Source organism: Citrobacter sp. RHB20-C16 (assembly GCF_013890155.1).
GTDB lineage: Bacteria > Pseudomonadota > Gammaproteobacteria > Enterobacterales > Enterobacteriaceae > Citrobacter_A > Citrobacter_A amalonaticus.
The window spans coordinates 3,030,905-3,054,374 of the sequence record NZ_CP057630.1 but is presented as its reverse complement, the minus strand read 5'-3'; the positions used below and the strand labels follow the sequence as shown (position 1 = coordinate 3,054,374).

Sequence of the window (23,470 nt, the reverse complement as noted above, 5' to 3'; positions counted from 1 at the left end):
ATGCTGCTCAGTATTATCACCGTCGCGTTTCGCAATCTGGACGGCATCGTCAAAACCCATGCGTCGCTGGCGCATCTGGCGAAGGCGACCGACATCCGCTTTGAGTGGATCGTGGTGGACGGCGGTTCAAATGACGGTACGCAAGAATTTCTGGAAAACCTCTGCGGTAACTACCACTTACGTTTTGTCAGCGAACCGGATAACGGCATCTATGATGCGATGAACAAGGGCATTGAAATGGCGCGTGGCAAGTTCGCGCTGTTCCTTAACTCCGGCGATATCTTTCATCCGGATGTCGCCCACGTTGTACGTCAGTTACAGACACAAAAAGATGACGTGATGATTACCGGTGATGCGCTGCTCGATTTTGGCGATGGTCATAAAACGAAGCGTAGCGCGAAACCCGGTTGGTATATCTATCACAGCCTGCCGGCCAGCCATCAGGCAATCTTTTTCCCGCTGGCGGGACTAAAAGTCTGGCACTACGACCTGCAATATAAAGTGTCATCGGATTATGCGCTGGCCGCCAGATTGTATAAAGAAGGTTATGACTTTAAAAAACTGGACGGTCTGGTCTCTGAATTTTCAATGGGCGGTGTGTCAACGACGAATAATCTGGAATTATGCGAAGACGCCAAAAAAGTGCAGCGTCAGATATTACGCGTGCCGGGTTTTTGGGCTGAATTATCGAAGCTATTACGCTTACGTACGACAGGTAAAACGAAAGCCTTATATAACAAAGCCTGAAATATAAGGATTAATGATGCAGGATTTACGTGGTTTCTCCGTACCGAAAGGATTTCGCGGCGGAAATGTAATTAAAGTGCAATTGTGGTGGGCCGTACAGGCAACATTATTTTCCTGGTCACCGCAGGTGTTATATCGCTGGCGCGCTTTTTTGCTCCGTCTGTTTGGCGCGAAAATAGGAAAAAACGTAGTCATTCGACCGTCAGTGAAAATTACCTATCCGTGGAAATTAACCATTGGTGATTATGCCTGGGTAGGGGATGACGTCAATTTATATACGCTCGGCGATATTACGATTGGTGCCCATGCGGTGGTTTCGCAGAAAAGCTATTTGTGTACCGGCAGTCACGATCATACCAGCGCGCATTTTGATATTAACGCCACCCCGATTGTGATTGGCGATAAATGCTGGCTGGCAACGGATGTGTTTGTGGCGCCAGGCGTAACGATAGGCGATGGCACTGTCGTCGGTGCGCGCAGCAGTGTTTTTAAATCGCTACCGGCAAATATGATTTGCCGTGGCAATCCCGCAGTTGTGATACGCGAACGCGTTGAAAAGTAATCAGTTTCCCCGTCATGTTTCGGGTTGTAGCGGTGTTGGCATTCCTTGATTATCCGGTCACTTACTTCTGTAAGCTCCTGGATAAGCGGCGTCACCGCCTTGCTATAGCCCGAACGATTTAGGGGATAATTAAGAGGTAATAAAATGTCTAAAGTCGCTCTCATCACCGGCGTTACCGGGCAGGATGGTTCTTACCTGGCAGAACTTCTGCTGGAAAAAGGTTATGAAGTTCACGGTATTAAGCGTCGTGCGTCTTCATTTAACACCGAGCGCGTGGATCACATCTATCAGGATCCCCATGCGAGCAACCCGAAATTCCATCTGCACTACGGTGACCTGACGGACTCCTCCAACCTGACGCGTATTCTGCAGGAAGTGCAGCCGGATGAAGTCTACAACCTGGGTGCGATGAGCCACGTTGCGGTTTCCTTCGAATCGCCGGAATACACCGCCGATGTGGATGCGATGGGAACGCTGCGTCTGCTGGAAGCCATCCGCTTCCTCGGTCTGGAAAAGAAAACCCGTTTCTATCAGGCATCGACCTCTGAGCTGTACGGTCTGGTGCAGGAAATCCCGCAAAAAGAGACCACGCCATTCTACCCGCGCTCGCCGTATGCGGTCGCCAAACTTTACGCCTACTGGATCACCGTCAACTACCGTGAATCCTATGGTATCTACGCCTGTAACGGCATCCTGTTTAACCATGAATCGCCGCGTCGTGGCGAAACCTTCGTCACCCGTAAAATCACCCGCGCGATTGCTAACATCGCTCAGGGGCTGGAGTCCTGCCTGTATCTCGGCAACATGGATTCCCTGCGTGACTGGGGCCATGCGAAAGACTACGTCAAAATGCAGTGGATGATGCTGCAACAGGAACAGCCGGAAGACTTCGTGATCGCGACCGGCGTGCAGTACTCCGTGCGTCAGTTCGTCGAAATGGCGGCGGCCCAGCTGGGGATCAAACTGCGCTTTGAAGGCGAAGGCGTGGAAGAGAAAGGGATTGTGGTTTCTGTCACCGGTCATGACGCGCCAGGCGTGAAACCGGGTGATGTGATTGTGGCCGTTGATCCGCGCTACTTCCGTCCGGCAGAAGTGGAAACTCTGCTGGGTGACCCGAGCAAAGCGCATGAGAAGCTGGGCTGGAAACCGGAAATTACGTTGCAGGAAATGGTCTCCGAGATGGTCGCTAAAGATCTGGAAGCGGCGAAGAAACACTCCCTGCTGAAATCTCATGGCTACGAGGTTGCCATCGCGCTGGAGTCCTGAGAATGAGCAAACAACGTATTTTTATCGCTGGTCATCGCGGAATGGTGGGTTCCGCGATTGCCCGCCAGCTTGCGCAGCGTGGTGATGTGGAGCTGGTGCTGCGCACCCGCGATGAGCTGAACCTGCTGGACAGCAAGGCAGTGCTGGATTTCTTTGCCACTGAGCGTATCGATCAGGTTTATCTGGCGGCGGCGAAGGTGGGCGGTATTGTTGCCAATAACACGTATCCGGCCGATTTCATCTTTGAAAATATGATGATGGAAAGCAACATTATTCACGCCGCGCATCTGCATAACGTGAATAAGCTGCTGTTCCTCGGTTCGTCCTGTATCTATCCCAAACTGGCAAAACAGCCGATGGCGGAGAGTGAACTGTTGCAGGGCACGCTGGAACCAACCAACGAGCCGTATGCCATTGCCAAGATTGCCGGTATCAAACTGTGCGAGTCATACAACCGCCAGTACGGGCGCGACTATCGTTCCGTGATGCCGACCAATCTGTATGGTCCACATGACAACTTCCATCCGAGCAATTCGCACGTGATCCCGGCGTTGCTGCGTCGTTTCCACGAAGCGACCATGCAGAATGCGGCGGACGTGGTGGTGTGGGGCAGCGGGACGCCGATGCGTGAGTTTCTGCACGTCGATGATATGGCCGCCGCCAGCATCCACGTGATGGAACTGGACAGCGAAGTCTGGCAGGAGAACACCCAGCCGATGCTGTCGCACATTAACGTCGGTACGGGCGTGGATTGCACCATTCGCGAACTGGCGCAGACCATCGCTCAGGTTGTGGGCTACAAGGGCCGCGTGGTGTTTGACGCGACGAAGCCGGACGGTACGCCGCGAAAACTGCTGGATGTGACCCGTTTGCATCAGCTGGGCTGGTATCACGAGATCTCACTGGAAGCGGGCCTTGCCAGCACATATCAGTGGTTCCTTGAGAATCAGCATCGGTTCCGGGGGTAAACATGTTTTTACGTCAGGAAGATTTTGCCACCGTCGTGCGTTCCACGCCGCTTGTCTCCCTCGATTTGATCGTGGAAAACGCGCAGGGGGAATTTCTGCTGGGTAAACGACTGAACCGACCGGCGCAGGGCTTCTGGTTCGTGCCCGGTGGCCGGGTGCAAAAAGATGAGCCGCTGAGTGCGGCCTTCGAACGCCTGACCGAAGCCGAACTGGGGCTACGTTTGCCGCTGTCTGCCGGGGAGTTTTATGGCGTCTGGCAGCATTTCTATGACGACAACTTTTCCGGTGAAGACTTCTCAACGCATTACATCGTGCTCGGTTTCCGTCTGCGGGTGCAGGCGCATGATGTGCCTCTGCCTGACGCGCAGCACGGCGCTTACTGCTGGCTGACGCCCGCGGCGTTGCTGGCTAGCGACAACGTCCATGACAACAGTCGGGCGTATTTTTTGCCGGAATGTCAGGCTAAGGCGCTGGGATTATGAGGATCCTTGTGTATGGCATCAACTACTCACCGGAATTAACCGGCATCGGTAAATACACCGGTGAAATGGTGGAGTGGATGGCGCGCGAAGGCCATGACGTGCGGGTTATCACCGCGCCGCCGTATTACCCGCAGTGGAAAGTGGGCGAGCGCTATTCAGCCTGGCGCTATCGCCGGGAAGAGGGGGATGCCACTGTCTGGCGCTGCCCACTGTATGTGCCAAAGCAGCCGTCAACACTGAAACGATTACTGCATCTGGGCAGCTTCGCCCTCAGCAGCTTTTTCCCGCTGATGGCGCAGCGTCGCTGGAAGCCGGATCGCATTATTGGCGTGGTGCCCACGCTGTTTTGTACGCCGGGAATGCGGCTGCTGGCGAAACTCTCAGGCGCCCGCACGCTGCTGCACATTCAGGATTATGAAGTCGATGCGATGCTGGGGCTCGGTCTGGCAGGCAACGGTAAAACCGGCAAAGTGGCACAGCTGGCGACCGCTTTCGAGCGTAGCGGTCTGCATAACGTCGACAATGTCTCCACCATCTCCCGCTCAATGATGAATAAAGCCCAGGCGAAAGGGGTGGCGGCAGAGAAAGTGATCTTCTTCCCTAACTGGTCAGAAGTCGCCCGTTTTCAGAATGTTAACGATGACGAGGTTATCAGCCTCCGCCAACAGCTTGGTTTGCCGGATGACAAAAAAATCATTCTTTACTCCGGCAATATCGGCGAGAAGCAAGGGCTGGAAAACGTTATTGCGGCGGCGGAACAACTGCGTGAGCAGCCGCTGGTTTTCGCTATCGTCGGGCAGGGCGGCGGCAAAGCGCGTCTGGAGAAAATGGCCCGCGAGCGCGGTCTGCGCAACGTTCTGTTTTTCCCGTTGCAGCCTTACGAGGCGCTACCTGCGCTATTGAAGATGGGCGATTGCCACCTGGTGGTGCAAAAACGCGGGGCGGCGGATGCCGTTCTGCCCTCCAAGCTGACCAATATTCTGGCGGTGGGCGGCAATGCGGTGATTACCGCAGAACCGGAGACGGAACTCGGCCAGCTTTGCGACCGCTATGCAGGCATTGCGGTGTGCGTTGAGCCGGAATCGGTCGATGCGCTGGTGGCAGGGATAACGATGGCGCTCACCATGCCAAAAAACAACACGGTGGCACGTGAATATGCCGAACGCACGCTCGATAAAGAGAATGTGCTACGTCAATTTATGAATGATATTCGGGATTAAATTATGAGTCAGACAACACTCTATCCGGTTGTGATGGCCGGTGGCTCCGGTAGCCGCTTATGGCCGCTTTCCCGTGTACTTTATCCTAAGCAGTTCCTGTGCCTGAAAGGCGATCTCACCATGCTGCAAACGACCATTTGTCGTCTTAACGGTGTGGAGTGCGAAAGTCCGGTGGTGATCTGCAACGAGCAGCATCGTTTTATCGTCGCGGAGCAATTGCGTCAGCTTAATAAACTGACGGAGAACATTATTCTTGAACCGGCGGGACGTAATACCGCGCCGGCCATTGCATTAGCGGCGCTGGCGGCAAAACGTCACAGTCCGGACTGCGACCCGCTGATGCTGGTGTTGGCGGCAGACCACGTGATTGCCAACGAAGAGGCCTTCCGCGACGCGGTGCGCAACGCAATGCCGTACGCCGAAGCCGGAAAGCTGGTCACGTTTGGTATCGTTCCGGATCTGCCGGAAACGGGCTACGGCTATATCCGTCGTGGCGATGTCACCCCCGGCGTTAACGATGCCGTGGCGTTTGACGTTGCGCAGTTTGTGGAAAAACCGAGTCTGGAAACAGCGCAGGCCTATGTCGCCAGCGGTGATTATTACTGGAACAGCGGGATGTTTCTGTTCCGCGCCGGACGCTATCTGGAAGAGCTGAAAAAATACCGTCCCGATATCCTGGAAGCCTGCGAAAACGCGATGAGCGTGGTCGATCCGGATCTCGATTTCATTCGCGTGGATGAAGCATCATTCCTGGCGTGTCCGGAAGAATCTGTCGATTACGCAGTAATGGAACGCACGGCGGATGCGGTGGTGATGCCGATGGATGCGGGCTGGAGCGATGTCGGCTCCTGGTCCTCGCTGTGGGAAATCAGCGCCCATACCGCCGAGGGAAACGTCCATCACGGCGACGTCATCAGCCATAAAACCGAAAACAGCTACGTCTATGCCGAATCGGGACTGGTGACCACCGTCGGCGTGAAAGACCTGGTGGTGGTGCAGACCAAAGACGCGGTGCTGATTGCCGACCGTAACGCGGTGCAGGACGTCAAAAAAGTGGTTGAACAAATCAAAGCCGATGGCCGCCACGAACACCATATTCACCGCGAAGTGTACCGTCCGTGGGGGAAATATGACTCCATCGACGCCGGTGACCGCTATCAGGTCAAACGCATCACCGTGAAACCAGGGGAAGGGCTGTCGGTACAGATGCACCACCACCGCGCCGAACACTGGGTGGTGGTGGCGGGTACCGCCAAAGTCACCATTGACGGTGAGATCAAACTGCTCGGTGAAAACGAGTCTGTCTACATTCCGCTGGGAGCCACCCACTGTCTGGAAAACCCAGGGAAAATTCCACTCGATCTGATTGAAGTGCGCTCAGGTTCTTACCTCGAAGAGGATGATGTAGTGCGGTTTGAGGATCGCTACGGCCGGGTGTGACGCCCTAACCATCATCTTTCGCGCCGCAGATGCGTTGGCTTCCTTTACGCACCCCGGTCACTTCGTTGACTAAGCTCCCGGGGATACGCGCAGTCGCCGCCTTCCTGCAACGCGAAATCTAATGGTTATGTACTTTACAAAAAATATCTCCAGTCCGGAGAGGGACAACTGTTGCCTGAATAAGGGTAAAAACATGACAAAATTAACCTGTTTCAAAGCCTACGATATTCGCGGCAGGCTGGGCGAAGAGCTGAACGAAGAGATTGCGTGGCGGATTGGTCGCGCTTACGGCGAATTTTTGAAGCCGAAAACCATTGTGCTGGGCGGCGACGTGCGTCTGACCAGTGAGGCGCTGAAGCTGGCGCTGGCAAAAGGGTTGCAGGATGCCGGCGTTGACGTGCTGGATATCGGCCTGTCGGGCACCGAAGAGATCTACTTCGCGACTTTCCACCTTGGCGTGGACGGCGGGATTGAAGTCACCGCCAGCCACAACCCGATGGACTACAACGGCATGAAGCTGGTGCGCGAAGGCGCGCGTCCCATCAGTGGCGATACCGGTCTGCGTGACGTGCAGCGTCTGGCCGAGGCCAACGACTTCCCGCCGGTGAACCCCGCGCAGCGCGGAAGCTATAAGCAAATCTCCCTGCGTGATGCCTATATCGACCATCTGTTCGGCTACATCAATGTTAAAAACCTCACCCCGCTGAAGCTGGTGATCAACTCCGGTAACGGCGCGGCAGGCCCGGTGGTGGACGCCATCGACGCGCGCTTTCAGGCGCTGGGCGTGCCGGTAGAATTGATCAAAGTGCATAACACCCCGGACGGCAACTTCCCGAACGGCATTCCTAATCCGCTGTTGCCGGAGTGTCGCGCCGATACCCGCAATGCGGTGATTGAACATGGCGCGGATATGGGGATTGCCTTTGACGGTGATTTCGACCGCTGCTTCCTGTTCGACGAGAAAGGCCAGTTCATCGAGGGTTACTACATTGTCGGCCTGCTGGCGGAAGCGTTCCTCGAAAAACAGCCGGGCGCCAAAATCATTCACGACCCGCGTCTGTCCTGGAACACGGTGGATGTGGTGAAAGCGGCGGGCGGCACGCCGGTGATGTCGAAAACCGGTCACGCTTTCATTAAAGAGCGGATGCGCCACGAAGACGCCATCTACGGCGGCGAGATGAGCGCCCACCACTATTTCCGTGATTTTGCTTACTGCGACAGCGGAATGATCCCGTGGTTGCTGGTGGCGGAACTGGTGTGTCTGAAGGGACAGTCACTGGGTGAACTGGTACGAGACCGGATGGCGGCATTCCCGGCGAGCGGCGAAATCAACAGCAAGCTGGAGGAACCGGCGGCAGCGATTTCTCGGGTGGAACAACACTTTGCCAGCGAGGCGCTGGCGGTGGACAGAACCGACGGGATCAGCATGTCGTTCGTCGACTGGCGTTTCAACCTGCGCTCCTCCAACACCGAACCGGTGGTACGCCTGAACGTGGAGTCACGCGGCGATATTCCGCTGATGGAAGCGCGAACGCGCACTCTGCTGGCGTTACTGAATCAGTAAGGTCAGATCTTCCCTTACCCGCTGGCGGGTAAGGGGCTAATAACAGGAACAACGATGACAAATCTAAAAAAGCGCGAACGGGCCAAAACCAATGCATCGTTAATCTCTATGGTGCAACGCTTTTCAGATATCACCATCATGTTTGGCGGGCTGTGGGTTGTCTGCGAAGTCAGTGGACTGCCTTTCCTGTATATGCACCTGTTGGTGGCGCTGATCACGTTGGTTGTTTTCCAGATGCTGGGTGGCATAACCGATTTCTATCGCTCATGGCGCGGCGTCAAAATTTCCACTGAACTGACTCTCCTGCTGCAAAACTGGACGCTGAGCCTCGTCTTTAGCGCCGGTCTGGTGGCATTCAATCAGGATTTCGATAACCGCCTCGCGGTCTGGCTGGCGTGGTATCTGCTGACCAGCGTCGGACTGGTCTTCTGCCGATCGTTTATTCGCATCGGTGCAGGATGGCTACGCAACCGTGGCTACAACACGCGCCGGGTGGCCGTCGCGGGCGATCTGCCTGCCGGACGGGCGTTGCTCGATAGCTTCCGCAACGAACCGTGGTTAGGTTTTGAGGTAGTTGGCGTTTATCACGATCCGAAACCGGGCGGCGTTACCTCTGACTGGGCAGGTAACCTCGAACAACTGGTTGAAGACGCGAAAGCGTCACGCATCCATAACGTCTACATTGCGATGGCGATGTGCGACGGCGCGCGGGTGAAAAAACTGGTGCGCGAACTGGCGGATACCACCTGTTCGGTGATCCTCATTCCGGACGTGTTTACCTTCAACATTCTGCATTCCCGCATCGAAGAGGTGAGTGGCGTGCCGGTGGTGCCGCTGTATGACACGCCGCTGTCGGGTATCAACCGTCTGCTTAAGCGTGCGGAAGATATCGTGCTGGCGTCGCTGATCCTGCTGCTGATCTCCCCAGTGTTGTGCTGCATTGCGCTGGCGGTGAAGTTGAGTTCGCCGGGGCCGATCATCTTCCGTCAGACCCGTTATGGCATGGACGGTAAACCGATCAACGTGTGGAAATTCCGCTCAATGAAGGTGATGGAAAACGACAAGGTCGTCACACAGGCGACGCAGAACGATCCGCGCGTCACCCGAGTGGGGAATTTCCTGCGTCGTACCTCGCTGGATGAACTACCGCAGTTTATTAATGTGCTGACCGGTGGCATGTCTATCGTCGGGCCGCGTCCGCATGCGGTGGCGCATAACGAACAGTATCGTCAACTGATTGAAGGCTACATGCTGCGCCACAAGGTGAAGCCGGGGATCACCGGTTGGGCGCAAATCAACGGCTGGCGCGGTGAAACTGACACGCTGGAGAAAATGGAAAAACGCGTGGAGTACGATCTGGAGTACATCCGCGAGTGGAGCGTGTGGTTCGACATCAAGATCGTTTTTCTGACGGTGTTTAAGGGCTTTGTTAACAAAGCGGCGTACTGAGGAACGGTCATGAGCTTACGTGAAAAAACCATCAGCGGCGCGAAGTGGTCGGCGATTGCCACGGTGATCATTATCAGCCTTGGGCTTATCCAGATGACGGTACTGGCGCGGATCGTCGATAACCACCAGTTCGGCCTGCTGACCGTGTCGCTGGTGATCATTGCGCTGGCCGATACGCTGTCTGACTTCGGTATTGCCAACTCCATTATTCAGCGCAAGGCGATAAGCCATCTTGAGCTGACCACGCTGTACTGGCTGAACGTCGGGTTGGGAATCATCGTCTGTGTGGCGGTCTTCCTGCTTAGCGATGTGATTAGCAATGTGCTGCATAACCCGGATCTGGCGCCGCTGATTAAAACGCTGTCGCTGGCGTTTGTGGTGATCCCGCACGGGCAGCAGTTCCGCGCGCTGATGCAGAAAGAGCTGGAGTTCAACAAGATTGGGATGATTGAAACCAGCGCTGTACTGGCAGGCTTTACGTTTACCGTTGTCAGCGCGCATTTCTGGCCGCTGGCGATGACGGCCATACTCGGTTACCTGGTAAATAGCGCGGTGCGCACGCTGTTGTTTGGCTATTTTGGCCGCAAGATCTACCGTCCGGGTCTGCACTTTTCGCTGGCGTCCGTTTCGTCGAATTTGCGCTTTGGTGCGTGGCTGACGGCGGACAGCATCATCAACTACGTCAACACCAACCTTTCCACGCTGGTGCTGGCGCGTATTCTCGGTGCCGGCGTCGCAGGGGGCTATAACCTGGCGTATAACGTGGCAGTGGTGCCGCCGATGAAGCTCAACCCCATCATCACCCGCGTGCTGTTTCCGGCATTTGCCAAAATTCAGGACGACACCCAGAAGCTGCGCGTGAACTTCTACAAACTGCTTTCCGTGGTGGGCATTATCAACTTCCCGGCATTGCTGGGCCTGATGGTGGTTGCTAATAATTTTGTGCCGCTGGTCTTTGGCGAGAAGTGGAACAGCATCATTCCTGTGCTGCAACTGCTGTGCGTGGTGGGGTTGCTGCGCTCGGTTGGTAATCCGATTGGTTCGCTGTTGATGGCGAAAGCGCGGGTAGACATCAGCTTTAAATTCAATGTGTTTAAAACGTTCCTGTTCATCCCGGCGATTATTGTCGGCGGGCAGATGGCGGGCGCAATTGGCGTGACGCTGGGCTTCCTGCTGGTGCAAATTATCAACACCATTCTGAGCTATTTCGTGATGATCAAACCGGTGCTGGGTTCCAGCTACCGCCAGTACATTCTGAGCCTGTGGCTGCCGTTCTATCTCTCATTGCCGACGCTGGCGGTGAGCTACGGTCTGGGTATCGCGTTACAGGGACATCTGTCGCTCGGTGTGCTGCTGGCGACGCAGATTGCCGCCGGTGCGCTGGCGTTCGCGGTGATGATCGTGCTCTCACGCCATCCGCTGGTGGTGGAGATGAAGCGCCAGTTTTGTCGCAGCGAAAAAATGAAAACCTTGCTTCGTGCAGGATAAGTTTTGCCGGATGGCAACGATTTTAAGAGGGTGAAATGAAATTATTGATTCTGGGCAACCATACCTGCGGCAACCGTGGCGACAGTGCGATTTTACGTGGTCTGCTGGACGCCATTCACCGCCTCGAACCTGACGCGGAAGTGGATGTGATGAGCCGCTACCCGGTGAGTTCGTCCTGGCTTTTGAATCGCCCGGTGATGGGCGATCCGCTCTTTTTACAGATGAAACAGCACAACAGCGCGGCTGGCGTAGTGGGGCGGGTGAAAAAAATCCTCCGTCGTCGCTATCAGCATCAGGTGCTGCTTTCCCGCGTTACTGATACCGGCAAGCTGCGTAATATCGCGATTGCTCAGGGTTTTACCGATTTCGTGCGTTTGCTTGCGGGTTATGACGCTATCGTTCAGGTGGGCGGTTCGTTCTTCGTCGACTTGTACGGTGTTCCGCAGTTTGAACACGCGCTGTGTACCTTTATGGCGAAAAAACCACTGTACATGGTCGGTCACAGCGTCGGTCCGTTCCAGGATCCGCAATTTAATCAACTGGCCAACTATGTTTTCGGCCACTGTGATGCACTGATCCTGCGGGAGTCGGTCAGCCTGGAGCTGATGAAACGCAGTGACATCACCACCGAAAAAGTGGAGCACGGCGTGGATACCGCCTGGCTGGTGGATCATCATGATGAAGATTTTACGCCGGGCTATGCCGTTCAACACTGGCTGAGCGTAGCGGCGCAGCAGAAAACGGTGGCAATTACTCTGCGAGAACTGGCGCCGTTTGATAAACGCCTGGGCACCACGCAGGAGGCTTATGAGAAGGCCTTCGCCGGTGTGGTCAACCGCATTCTGGATGAGGGCTATCAGGTTATCGCACTGTCTACCTGTACCGGCATTGACAGCTATAACAAAGATGACCGCATGGTGGCGCTGAATCTGCGCCAGTACGTCAGCGACCCGGCGCGTTACCACGTGGTGATGGATGAACTCAATGATCTGGAGATGGGCAAGATCCTCGGCGCATGCGATCTGACGGTTGGCACACGCCTGCATTCCGCCATTATCTCGATGAACTTCGCGACGCCTGCTATTGCGATTAATTACGAGCACAAATCGGCGGGCATCATGCAGCAACTGGGGATGCCGGAGATGGCGATAGATATCCGTCATCTGCTGGATGGCAGTCTGCAAGCGATGGTGGCGGATACGCTCGGACAGTTGCCGCAGATCAATGAGCGTCTTGCGCAGGCGGTGCGTCGCGAGCGTGAACAGGGATACCGTATGGTGGAGTCGGTGTTAACGCGCATCGGGGAGGGGAAATGAAGGTCAGCTTTTTTTTACTGAAATTTCCGCTGTCGTCGGAAACCTTCGTCCTCAACCAGATTACCGCGTTTATCGACATGGGTTTTGACGTTGAGATTGTCGCCCTGCAAAAAGGTGACACGCAAAATACGCATGCCGCCTGGGAAAAATATGGCCTGGCGGCCAGAACGCGCTGGCTACAGGACGAGCCGCCGGGACGTCTGGCAAAGCTGCGCACTCGGGCAGTGAAAACGCTGTCAGGACTGCACCGGGCGACGACGTGGAAATCGCTCAATTTTTCTCGCTACGGCGATGAATCACGTAACCTGATCCTCTCATCAATCTGTGCGCAGATAAGTCAACCCCTGCGTGCGGATGTCTTTATCGCCCACTTTGGTCCGGCGGGCGTAACGGCGGCGAAGCTGCGTGAGCTGGGCGTTATTCAGGGCAAGATTGCGACGATTTTTCACGGTATTGATATTTCCAGTCGGGAAGTTCTTAACCATTACACGCCGGAGTACCAGCAATTGTTCCGTCGTGGCGATCTGATGTTGCCGATTAGCGATCTCTGGGCTGGAAGGCTGAAAAGTATGGGCTGTCCACCGGAGAAGATTGCCGTTTCGCGGATGGGCGTGGATATGACGCGCTTTACGCACCGGCCAGTGAAAGCACCCGGTACGCCGCTGGAGATTATCTCTGTTGCGCGACTGACTGAGAAAAAAGGACTGCATGTGGCGATAGAGGCCTGCCGCCAGTTGAAAGAGCAGGGTGTGGCGTTTCGTTATCGCATTCTGGGTATGGGTCCCTGGGAGCGGCGATTGCGCACGTTGATTGAGCAGTATCAGCTCGATGATGTGATTGAGATGCCGGGATTTAAGCCCAGCCATGAAGTGAAAACGATGCTGGATAACGCGGATGTCTTTCTGTTGCCGTCAATTACCGGCACGGATGGCGACATGGAAGGCATTCCCGTTGCGTTGATGGAAGCGATGGCGGTGGGGATCCCGGTGGTCTCTACCGTTCACAGTGGGATCCCGGAGCTGGTGGATGCCGGGGAATCCGGCTGGCTGGTACCGGAAAACGACGCCCATGCGCTGGCGCAACAGCTCGCGTTGTTCAGCCAACTTGACCACCAGACGCTGGAACCCATCATCCAGCGTGCGCGTGAAAAAGTTGAACATGATTTTAATCAGCAGGTGATCAATCGTCAGTTGGCCAGCCTGCTGCAAACGATGTAAACCGAGGTTGTATGCCAGAGAAAACACTCTCCCGACGTACCTTCCTGACGGCAAGCTCCGCGCTTGCCGTACTTCCTGTCCTCCATTCACCTTTTGCCCGCGCCGTTGCGTCCCGCAAAACCGTCAATATTCAGGATTACAATGCGAAAGACTGGATTGCCTCCTTTCGACAGGCCTTCAGCGACGCAGAGACCGTGGTGGTGCCAGCGGGACTGGTGTGCGAGAACATCAATACCGGCATTTTTATCCCACCGGGAAAAACGCTGCATGTGCTGGGCCGCCTGAGCGGTAATGGGCGTGGTCGCTTTGTGTTGCAGGAGGGATGTCAGGTCACTGGCGAGAAGGGGGGGAGCCTGCACAATATTACGCTGGATGTTCGCGGTTCCGACTGCGCGATTACCGATCTTACGATGAGTGGTTTCGGGCCGGTGACGCAAATTTATATCGGCGGGAAAAAGCCGCGCGTGATGCGCAATCTGGTCATCGATAATCTCACCGTGACCCAGGCCAACTATGCGATTCTGCGTCAGGGATTCCACAATCAGGTCGATGGCGCGCGTATTACCCACTGTCGTTTCAGCGACTTACAGGGCGACGCCATTGAATGGAATGTCGCTATTAACGATCGCAATATCCTGATTTCTGACCACGTCATTGAACGGATCAACTGTACCAACGGCAAGATTAACTGGGGGATTGGCATTGGGCTTGCGGGGAGCACCTACGACAACACCTATCCGGAGCAGCAGACGGTTAAAAATTTTGTGGTCGCCAACATTACCGGATCAGATTGTCGGCAACTGGTGCATGTCGAGAACGGCAAACATTTTGTGATTCGCAATGTGAAGGCGAAGAACATCACCCCGGATTTCAGCAAGAAGGCCGGCATCGACAATGCGACGGTTGCCATTTACGGTTGCGATAATTTTGTGATTGATAATGTCGATATGGTTAACAGTGCCGGGATGCTCATTGGCTATGGCGTGGTCAAAGGGAAATATCTCTCCATCCCGCAAAATTTCAAACTCAACCATATCTCCCTTGATAACACGCAGCTTGAATATAAATTGCGCGGCATTCAAATTTCGTCGGGTAATGCCACCTCCTTCGTTGCACTGACTAATATCGAGATGAAACGCGCGACGCTGGAGTTGCATAATCAGCCGCAGCATCTTTTTCTGCGCAATATCAAGGTGATGCAAGAGTCAGCAACGGGACCGGCGCTGAAGATGCACTTTGATCTGCGCAAAGACGTGCGCGGTAAGTTTATGGCGAAAGAGGACACGCTGTTGTCGTTGGCAAACGTACATGCGGTGAATGAGAAGGGGCAAAGCTCAGTGGATATAGACCGCATAAACCATCATGTGGTGAACGTTGATGCGATCAACTTCCGCTTACCGGAGGGGAGGGGGTGATGCAACCCGCCATAATCTTACTGGATATCATGTGTTAAAAGATTATAATTGCGGAATTACTGTTAAAGCTGGGGCTGGGCAGCACTGACTACTCAGGGAAGATTCTCATCTTTATCTTGTGTTTTTGTCTTAATAACCAGACTAAGTGATTTATGAACGATAACGTTTTGCTCATCGGAGCCTCCGGGTTTGTTGGAACGCGCCTCCTTGAAACCGCCGTTGATGACTTTAACATTAAAAATCTGGATAAACAGCAAAGCCATTTCTATCCGGAAATCACGCAAATTGGCGATGTCCGCGATCAACACGCACTGGATCAGGCGCTTTCGGGTTTTGATACCGTAGTCCTGCTGGCGGCTGAGCATCGCGATGATGTGAGCCCAACTTCTCTTTACTATGATGTCAATGTTCAGGGTACTCGCAATGTTCTTGCCGCCATGGAAAAAAATGGTGTCAACAACATCATTTTTACGAGCTCTGTTGCTGTATATGGTCTGAACAAAAATAACCCTGATGAGACACATCCACACGACCCCTTCAACCACTATGGTAAAAGTAAGTGGCAGGCCGAAGAAGTGCTACGTGAATGGCATGCAAAAGCACCTGATGAGCGTTCGCTGACTATTATTCGACCAACGGTGATATTCGGTGAGCGTAACCGCGGCAATGTTTATAATCTGCTTAAGCAGATTGCGGGCGGTAAATTCATGATGGTGGGGTCTGGCACTAACTATAAGTCTATGGCCTATGTTGGCAACATTGTTGAATTCATTAAGTATAAACTTAAGAATGTACAGCCAGGCTATGAAGTCTACAATTATGTAGATAAGCCTGATCTGAACATGAATCAGCTTGTTACGGAAGTTGAACAGAGTCTGGGCAAAAAGATCCCTTCAGTTCATCTGCCGTATCCATTAGGCATGCTTGGGGGCTATTGTTTTGATGTTCTCAGTAAACTCACTGGGAAGAAATTTGCGGTAAGTTCTGTTCGTGTCAAAAAATTCTGCGCTACCACGCAGTTCGATGCGACTAAAGTTCACTCTTCAGGGTTTGTAGCGCCTTATACCCTTTCTCAGGGGCTGGACAGAACGTTAAAGTTCGAGTTTGTCCATGATAAGAAAGACGATATTACGTTTGTTTCCGAGTAAGACATGACGTTAAAGTGATTGCACTGCTACCTACGATAATTCGGAAAGCGACTAAGCTATTGTAAGCAGAGAAGGTTTTCCGAGTTATCTGAGTTAAACCTCACGTTGATGAAGTGTAGTGTGAGAAGACATTTTATCTCAACGGTGTGAATTCAATCACGCCAAGGGAGAAGGAAGCCTGGAACTGACTAGCTCATGGCAAAGACCCAGACTTCATCAGCCATTCAAAGGTAGGATAGATAATGACGAATTTAAAAGCAGTTATCCCGGTAGCAGGACTCGGTATGCACATGTTGCCTGCCACCAAGGCAATTCCTAAAGAGATGCTGCCGATCGTCGACAAACCCATGATTCAATATATCGTTGACGAAATCGTAGCTGCAGGGATCAAAGAAATCCTCCTGGTGACTCACGCGTCTAAAAACGCCGTTGAGAACCATTTCGATACATCCTATGAACTTGAGTCACTCCTTGAGCAGCGCGTGAAGCGTCAGTTGCTGGCGGAAGTGCAGTCTATTTGTCCTCCTGGCGTGACCATTATGAACGTGCGGCAGGCGCAGCCGCTGGGGCTGGGTCACTCCATTCTTTGCGCGCGTCCGGCGATTGGCGATAACCCTTTTGTGGTGGTATTGCCTGATATCGTTATTGATACCGCCAGTGCCGATCCGCTGCGCTATAACCTTGCGGCAATGGTTGCGCGTTTTGAAGAAACTGGCCGTAGTCAGGTTCTGGCGAAACGTATGCCGGGTGATCTTTCCGAGTACTCCGTCATACAGACGAAAGATCCGCTGGATAATGAAGGCAAGGTCAGTCGCATTGTCGAATTTATCGAGAAACCCGATCAGCCGCAGACGCTGGATTCTGATCTCATGGCGGTAGGGCGTTATGTCCTCTCAGCGGATATCTGGGCCGAACTGGAAAGAACCGAACCGGGCGCCTGGGGCCGTATCCAGTTGACCGATGCGATTGCAGAACTGGCGAAAAAACAATCTGTTGACGCCATGCTAATGACCGGCGACAGCTACGACTGCGGTAAGAAATTGGGCTACATGCAGGCGTTTGTGAAGTACGGACTGCGTAACCTGAAAGAAGGGGCGAAGTTTAGGGATAGTATTGTTAAAATGATAAACAATTAATTTGTGGCAATTAACGAATTAATAAACTGATATCAAAGCAGTAGTCTTATAAGAGCTAATAATTAGCTACTGCTTTTCTTTTTGCAAAAAAGTGCACTGGTAACTGTTAAGCCAGGGGCGGTAGCGTGGAATTTTGAATGCGTAAAAACAAGGCTGCTGGTCATATGATAATATTAGCCGTTGGTACCCTATTAACGGCATTGTTAAATTTTGCTACGCAATTCATGCTTGCAAAACATATGTCACCAAGCGATTTCGGGATTTTTTCATCTGCTTTTTATTTAACAATGACTGTTGCTCCATTATGTGGTTTCGGAATACCACAATTTTGGTTGAAAGCGTTTGGAAGTGAGGGGTGGGGAGGTGTTAGATTTATTATTCCTGGTTTAACATTTACATTATTCACGACGTCAATCATAATTGTCATTCTCTCAGGTTGGTTCTTATATACGGAATATTATCATCAAAAATTATTATTTTTATTGTCATTTATCGTTCTTTCCCAAGTGATAATAGAGTTACTAGGCGCGCTTTATCAATTAGAAGAAAACTATATAGCTGTATCTGTAGTGCAAACATCAGTATATATTCTGCGTTTCAGCGTATTAATTATTATTTACCTTCTTTTTAATGAAGTTTCTATAAGTAGCATTTCTGTTGGGTACGCAATGATATCCTTTTTGATGGTAATTTCAACTTATAGAGTGATTGAAAGGCTAATTAAGAAGAATGTATATTTAAAGGGTCATACTGAAAGAAAATTCATTAAACGCCAAAATGTTGATAAGCTTGAGATGATTAAAGAGTCTGCAATTTTTGGGATTTCTGGCGTTTTCTATATGGTTTATTATCAAGTTAATATTGTCCTTGTTAAATATTTTATTTCCACAGAAGATGCAGGTTATTATAGTGTCGCGTTTTTATTCATTTCTGCCGCTATACTGTTCCCTACAGTGATATATCAAAAATATCTTCTTCCAAAACTACATCGATGGGCTTATCAGGACATCTCAAAACTAAAAACAGTATATAAATATGGCAACATACTAATGTTTATGCTTGGGGTTATAGTAACAAGTATCATATATTTTTTATCTCCATTTATAATTCCATTCTTATTTGGATGGAAATATATCGATGCAATTGAATTAATTCAATTAATGGCAGTCAGTATTCCAATTATTTATTTAGCAAGTAATTCAGGTGCAATACTTGTTACTAAAGATAATATGCGATCAAAAGTGAAAATAATGTGTATCGCGAGCATTATAAGTCTGATTAGCTTTTTCTTGTTCTACAAACATATCGGCGTTTATGCCGGAGTTCTTGCAACAATTTTAAGTAATTTATTCATATGCCTTGCATATAATTATAAAAGCATTCTTTTTTTTAGGGAGGGTGAATGAGTATTCAGAATGTAATAAAAAATAACTACTGCATAGGATGCGGAGCATGTTCTTATAAAAATAATAAGATAACACTTGAATGGGATGAATATGGAATACTTAAACCGCAGGGTAATATTGATGAACTTGATGATGAAATATGTCCATTCTCATCTCACCATAATGAAACGAGTATAGCAGATTCATTATATGGGGAAGTTGATAGTTTAAGTTTCCATCAGAAAGTTGGCTATTATCATGAGATTTTCGCTGGTTATGCTAGTGAGGGAAATTATAGAGAAAATGCAAGTTCTGGAGGACTCACAACATGGTTGCTTGTCGAATTGATGTCAAAAAAATTAATCGATGGTGTAATTCATGTTGGGGCATCAAAAAGCAATGAGCAGTTATACACTTATTCAATATCAGAATCTATTGAAGATATAAAATTAAAAACACGATCTCAATATTATCCAACAAAATTTGATAATGCACTAGAAAATATTGATTCAAGGAAAAAATATGCTGTAGTCGGTATTCCTTGCTATATCAAAGCGATCCGCCTCTTGTGTAAGAAAAATGATGAACTAAATATCTCTTTGAAATATTTTATCGGCATATTTTGTGGGCATCTCAAGACAAAAGCATTCTCTGAACTTCTCTCCTGGCAGCAAGGTATCTTACCTTCAAATCTTAGGCACATAAATTTTCGAGTCAAAAATTCATTTGGGACAGCTAGCCGTTATAGCATAAAAGTCACATCATCAAGTGGTGTTGAAAGGATGGCTCAGACAGGACATCTATACGGAACAGATTGGGGATTAGGATTATTCAAACCTGAAGCATGTGAATGGTGTGATGATATAGCAGCTGAAGTTGCCGATGTTGTCTTTGGGGATGCATGGCTTCCAAAATATGTCTCGGATCCAAAAGGGACCAATATAGTATTATCGAGAAACCTTGAAATATCGACTCTTTTAAAAGAGGCGGCTGGCGCGGAGCGACTATTTTTAGAGCATATTGACGTTGATGATGTCATACATGCTCAGGCAGGCAATTATAGGCATCGACAGGAAGGACTTTTAATAAGAATTAAGGATGCAGATCTTGAAAAAAAATGGCATCCTCAGAAAAGAGATTTTTTACTACCTACAAAAGTTGATGAAAATCGCAAGGAAATCTATCGCATAAGAAAAATTATATCAAGTAAATCACATGCAATATTCTTCGAAGCCAAAAAGAAGAATAATTTGATGTTTTTCTTTTATAAAATGGCATTCCATGAAGTTAAGTATCGAATTCTAACTAAATCATTAATTAAAAATAGCATTAAGCATATATATTTTATTGCTAATTATTTGAAGAGAAAAGGTGTCAAATGAGTAAAAAGATAGGGTTGCTCACGTTACCATTGATTTCTAATTATGGTGGCATTCTACAATGCCTGTCGCTAACTTTTGTTCTGAAAAAAATGGGGCATGATGTAACGCTAATTGATATAAGACCTGCGTTAAATCCAACAAGGCGTTTTTTGTTATATATATTAGCACGATGTCCATTTCAGAATATTCGTGGCATTCGTGAGAGATTTATTAAAGAAAAGCAAAATAAAAAAACCATTAAGAAGTACATAAATAAACATACAAAGAAAATTGAAAATTTAAATCAATTAAAAAATGAAAGCAAAACATTGGTTCTGGATGCTATGATCGTAGGTAGTGACCAAGTCTGGCGCTATGATTATATCAATAATGACATGTATTCTGCCTATTTCTTAGATTTTTATGAGGGCGAAAAATGTAAAAAAATATCATATGCAGCTTCATTTGGAGTTGATGTCTGGAAGCATGAAGACAAAAGACAATTAACCAGGTCATTACTTAAACAGTTTGATGCGATTTCAGTACGTGAAGATACAGGCGTTGATATTTGCCGAAATGAGTTTTCTATAGAGTCTGTAATACATGTTCTTGATCCAACTATGCTTGATTTATCCTTCTATGATGATCTTCTTTCAGAGCATTCACCAAATCAGGATACAGGTTATTTACTTAAGTATATTCTTGATGAAAAAGAAACAGCGAGTGTTTTCTCAAGCATAATTAAAGATAAACGAGAGATAAATTCAGAAAAAGACATACATGATGACAATAAATATTATACCCTTGCTGAATGGGTGCAGAGATTTAAGAATGCAGAATATGTAGTGACAGATTCTTTCCATGGCATGGTATTTTCAATCATCTTTAACAAGAATTTCATAGCAATAGGGAATAAATCCAGAGGGCTAAGCCGCTTTATATCTCTCTTAACACTGTTGGGGCTTAAAGAAAGACTCGTTTATCCAGAGGATATTAAAAGTGGTACTGACTTAACTAATGTTTTGTCAAATGATATTGATTATGTGAGAGTCAATGAAATTGTTGAAGTCTGGCGAAAGAAATCATTAAATTATTTGGCAGATAGTCTTAGATAATTCAAAGAAACCATTTAGAGATAATATATTTAAATGCATACAGCCCCACTTTCATATAAGTTAATCCTTTTATTAGGCGGTGTAAGTTTATTATCCATCCCTTTTTCACCAATTGCCAGTTTTGCCATTTCAATTTTAACGCTACTTACAATGTCAAAACATCTTATTGGCTATTTTCGTCAATGTTTAATATTGCTGGCATTCATTTCGCTTTTAATAATTATCGCGTCCAGAAATTACACTGATGAACTTGATCATGATTTAAGTCATTATTTCATGGTGTATAAAGCAATTTCCTCTGGATATTACAGTGAAATTTTTGGGTTTTCAGGTGGCATCGAAGTTGGGTGGCCATTGATATATTTATTTATATCGAAATGCACGGCAAATATATCACCAGTGGGTCTTGCAGTAATTAATACTTCTATATGTCTCATTCTCCTGTACGTATGGATGCTTAAATATGCTTTCAAAAATGAGTTACATAGTCAGATAGGAATAATCGCTGCGTTAATTATTCTATTTGCATCAATTCAGACGTATGGCTATTTACAAAGGCAAGCTATATCGACAGTAATATTACTTTTTGCTATATCGACGTCAGGTAAAAAAAGTTTCTTTTATTTAACAATAGCTACGTTATTCCATTTAACTTCACTTCCTATAGGATTACTTTATTTATTCTTGAAGAGATACTATAGTAAAATTAGTTTGCGTCATATAATTATAATTTTTATTTTACTGATAATAATAAAATTAAATTTATATTTTGTTCTCAACTTTTTATCTGAAGTTGGGGCAGGATTACCAGGGGTAAACAAATTAAATTTTTATTTGATGACAGCAACAGAGTTTAGCTTTACATCAAAAAGATTTGCAATATTAATCTTCCCATTAACGATTGTACTGATGCTATGCTGGAATAAAATTAACAATAGCTATTGGAAAATTATCGCGATATATAGTTGTCTTTCATATATAGGTTTCTTGGGGGTCCCTTTGGGACCTGAGAGAATTAATTTTATATTGCTATATATATATGGCTATTTTGTATATATGTATATATATAAATTCTACCCTTCTTTAACAACATATTTTATATTGATTTATGTCTTGTTGTTTATTGCTGAGAAAATGAATTTTTTCGGAAATTCTTTAGATCCATTTTGGTCCCGATATCCTTTCTTTTCATTTGAACCGTTTTATTATCTCTACTAATTAATAATCTGCTGGAGAATGTAATGTTATTGTCAGTTGTAATACCACTATTTAATAAAAAAGAATCGATCCAGTCAACAATTACAGCAGTATTAAATCAAAGTTATGCAAGATTTGAATTAATTATAGTGAATGATGGTTCGACTGATGGAAGTGAGAATGTAGTAAGAGAATTTAATGATAAACGCATTAGACTTATTAATATTGAAAACTCCGGGGTGTCAGTAGCACGAAATATTGGCATAGAAGCGGCTAAATCAGAATATGTTTGTTTACTAGATGCTGATGATTATTGGAATTCTGTTCATTTGGAAAAAATCGTCAATCTAATTACTTCGTATCCGCATTGTGCATTGTATTCTTCTAGTTACTTTGAGATTTTAGAAGACGGAACTACATTCATACCAAAGAATAAATATTCGAAAAGTTATATGGGTGTATTAGAAGATTTCTATTTAGATTACTCTTGCTGCAGAGGTCTTATTCACTCATCTTCTGTTTGTGTAAATAAATTTCTATTTCAAAAGATGGGAGGATTTCCTCGAGGTGTGAAACTCGGGGAGGACATTTACGTGTGGCTAAAAATGTCTATGCTTGGGGACGTAGCATACTCTGGGGATCCCCAAGTTGTCATTCGGAGGAATGCTGAAAATAGAACATCAACTAGAGTGAACAATGATATTCTATACCATGTTAAGTATTTCCATGAGCATCCAGAAGAAAAAAATATGCTATCTGATGAAAAGATTAATTCATTAAACATTTTCCTTAAAAAAAATGTATTTATTAATGCACTTTACTCCTTATCTATAAAGGATAAGGTAACGTTCGATAAGTATTTGATTGCTTTAAAATCGATTAGTTTGTCATATTATATATATCATAGTATATTAGGTAAAATACTTAATCCAAAGTTGCTTAAAATACTTAGAAAATTTAGAAATAGAATACAGAGCTCATAATGGAATTTTTT

At 48.3% G+C, this 23,470-nt stretch carries 20 protein-coding genes; all 20 read left to right on the top strand.

Features of this window, described 5'->3' with window-relative positions; all coding sequences use genetic code 11:
* Positions 1–747 carry a colanic acid biosynthesis glycosyltransferase WcaE gene (gene wcaE / locus HVX64_RS14735; RefSeq protein ID WP_043000185.1) on the top strand — a complete coding sequence of 249 codons (747 nt, stop codon included), beginning with the start codon at positions 1–3 and terminating at the stop codon, positions 745–747.
* 16 nt (positions 748–763) lie between these two features.
* Complete coding sequence (gene wcaF, locus HVX64_RS14730; protein WP_043000186.1) at positions 764–1,309, top strand: colanic acid biosynthesis acetyltransferase WcaF; 546 nt, start codon at positions 764–766, stop codon at positions 1,307–1,309.
* A 144-nt stretch (positions 1,310–1,453) separates the two neighbouring features.
* Positions 1,454–2,575, top strand: coding sequence for a GDP-mannose 4,6-dehydratase (gene gmd, locus HVX64_RS14725; RefSeq protein WP_043000187.1), 1,122 nt, complete (start codon positions 1,454–1,456; stop codon positions 2,573–2,575).
* 2 nt (positions 2,576–2,577) lie between these two features.
* On the top strand, positions 2,578–3,543 hold the full coding sequence (locus HVX64_RS14720) for a GDP-L-fucose synthase (RefSeq protein ID WP_043000188.1): 966 nt from the start codon (positions 2,578–2,580) through the stop codon (positions 3,541–3,543).
* A 2-nt stretch (positions 3,544–3,545) separates the two neighbouring features.
* Positions 3,546–4,025, top strand: a complete 480-nt coding sequence (locus tag HVX64_RS14715) for a GDP-mannose mannosyl hydrolase (protein WP_044258703.1) — start codon at positions 3,546–3,548, stop codon at positions 4,023–4,025.
* Positions 4,022–5,245 (top strand): colanic acid biosynthesis fucosyltransferase WcaI, encoded by a 1,224-nt coding sequence (gene wcaI, locus HVX64_RS14710; protein WP_043000190.1) that lies wholly within the window; start codon positions 4,022–4,024, stop codon positions 5,243–5,245. Before HVX64_RS14715 ends, wcaI begins: the two co-directional genes overlap by 4 nt.
* Positions 5,246–5,248: 3 nt before the next feature.
* Positions 5,249–6,685 carry a mannose-1-phosphate guanyltransferase gene (cpsB, locus tag HVX64_RS14705; protein WP_043000191.1) on the top strand — a complete coding sequence of 479 codons (1,437 nt, stop codon included), beginning with the start codon at positions 5,249–5,251 and terminating at the stop codon, positions 6,683–6,685.
* A gap of 193 nt (positions 6,686–6,878) precedes the next feature.
* Positions 6,879–8,249 (top strand): colanic acid biosynthesis phosphomannomutase CpsG, encoded by a 1,371-nt coding sequence (gene cpsG, locus HVX64_RS14700; protein WP_043000192.1) that lies wholly within the window; start codon positions 6,879–6,881, stop codon positions 8,247–8,249.
* A gap of 54 nt (positions 8,250–8,303) precedes the next feature.
* A complete protein-coding gene (gene wcaJ / locus HVX64_RS14695) occupies positions 8,304–9,698 on the top strand; it encodes an undecaprenyl-phosphate glucose phosphotransferase (RefSeq protein WP_043000193.1) in 1,395 nt (464 codons plus the stop codon).
* 9 nt (positions 9,699–9,707) lie between these two features.
* Positions 9,708–11,186, top strand: a complete 1,479-nt coding sequence (wzxC, locus tag HVX64_RS14690) for a colanic acid undecaprenyl disphosphate flippase WzxC (protein ID WP_043000194.1) — start codon at positions 9,708–9,710, stop codon at positions 11,184–11,186.
* A 35-nt stretch (positions 11,187–11,221) separates the two neighbouring features.
* On the top strand, positions 11,222–12,502 hold the full coding sequence (gene wcaK / locus HVX64_RS14685; protein WP_043000195.1) for a colanic acid biosynthesis pyruvyl transferase WcaK: 1,281 nt from the start codon (positions 11,222–11,224) through the stop codon (positions 12,500–12,502).
* Positions 12,499–13,719 (top strand): colanic acid biosynthesis glycosyltransferase WcaL, encoded by a 1,221-nt coding sequence (gene wcaL / locus HVX64_RS14680; RefSeq protein ID WP_043000196.1) that lies wholly within the window; start codon positions 12,499–12,501, stop codon positions 13,717–13,719. Before wcaK ends, wcaL begins: the two co-directional genes overlap by 4 nt.
* Positions 13,720–13,730: 11 nt before the next feature.
* Positions 13,731–15,134, top strand: coding sequence for a colanic acid biosynthesis protein WcaM (gene wcaM, locus HVX64_RS14675; RefSeq protein ID WP_043000197.1), 1,404 nt, complete (start codon positions 13,731–13,733; stop codon positions 15,132–15,134).
* A 152-nt stretch (positions 15,135–15,286) separates the two neighbouring features.
* On the top strand, positions 15,287–16,282 hold the full coding sequence (locus HVX64_RS14670) for an NAD-dependent epimerase/dehydratase family protein (RefSeq protein WP_043000198.1): 996 nt from the start codon (positions 15,287–15,289) through the stop codon (positions 16,280–16,282).
* Positions 16,283–16,524: 242 nt separating this feature from the next.
* Entirely contained in the window at positions 16,525–17,418 is an 894-nt protein-coding gene (gene galF, locus HVX64_RS14665) for a GalU regulator GalF (RefSeq protein ID WP_043000199.1), read from the top strand.
* 137 nt (positions 17,419–17,555) lie between these two features.
* The gene (locus HVX64_RS14660) at positions 17,556–18,824 is read left to right on the top strand and encodes an oligosaccharide flippase family protein (protein ID WP_043000200.1); all 1,269 of its coding nucleotides are present in this window, start codon (positions 17,556–17,558) and stop codon (positions 18,822–18,824) included.
* Positions 18,821–20,185, top strand: coding sequence for a Coenzyme F420 hydrogenase/dehydrogenase, beta subunit C-terminal domain (locus tag HVX64_RS14655; RefSeq protein WP_043000201.1), 1,365 nt, complete (start codon positions 18,821–18,823; stop codon positions 20,183–20,185). Before HVX64_RS14660 ends, HVX64_RS14655 begins: the two co-directional genes overlap by 4 nt.
* Entirely contained in the window at positions 20,182–21,279 is a 1,098-nt protein-coding gene (locus HVX64_RS14650) for a polysaccharide pyruvyl transferase family protein (protein WP_043000202.1), read from the top strand. Before HVX64_RS14655 ends, HVX64_RS14650 begins: the two co-directional genes overlap by 4 nt.
* 33 nt (positions 21,280–21,312) lie before the next feature.
* Positions 21,313–22,497, top strand: coding sequence for an EpsG family protein (locus tag HVX64_RS14645; RefSeq protein ID WP_043000203.1), 1,185 nt, complete (start codon positions 21,313–21,315; stop codon positions 22,495–22,497).
* A 23-nt stretch (positions 22,498–22,520) separates the two neighbouring features.
* A complete protein-coding gene (locus HVX64_RS14640; protein WP_181826272.1) occupies positions 22,521–23,459 on the top strand; it encodes a glycosyltransferase family 2 protein in 939 nt (312 codons plus the stop codon).
* Positions 23,460–23,470 lie beyond the last annotated feature (11 nt).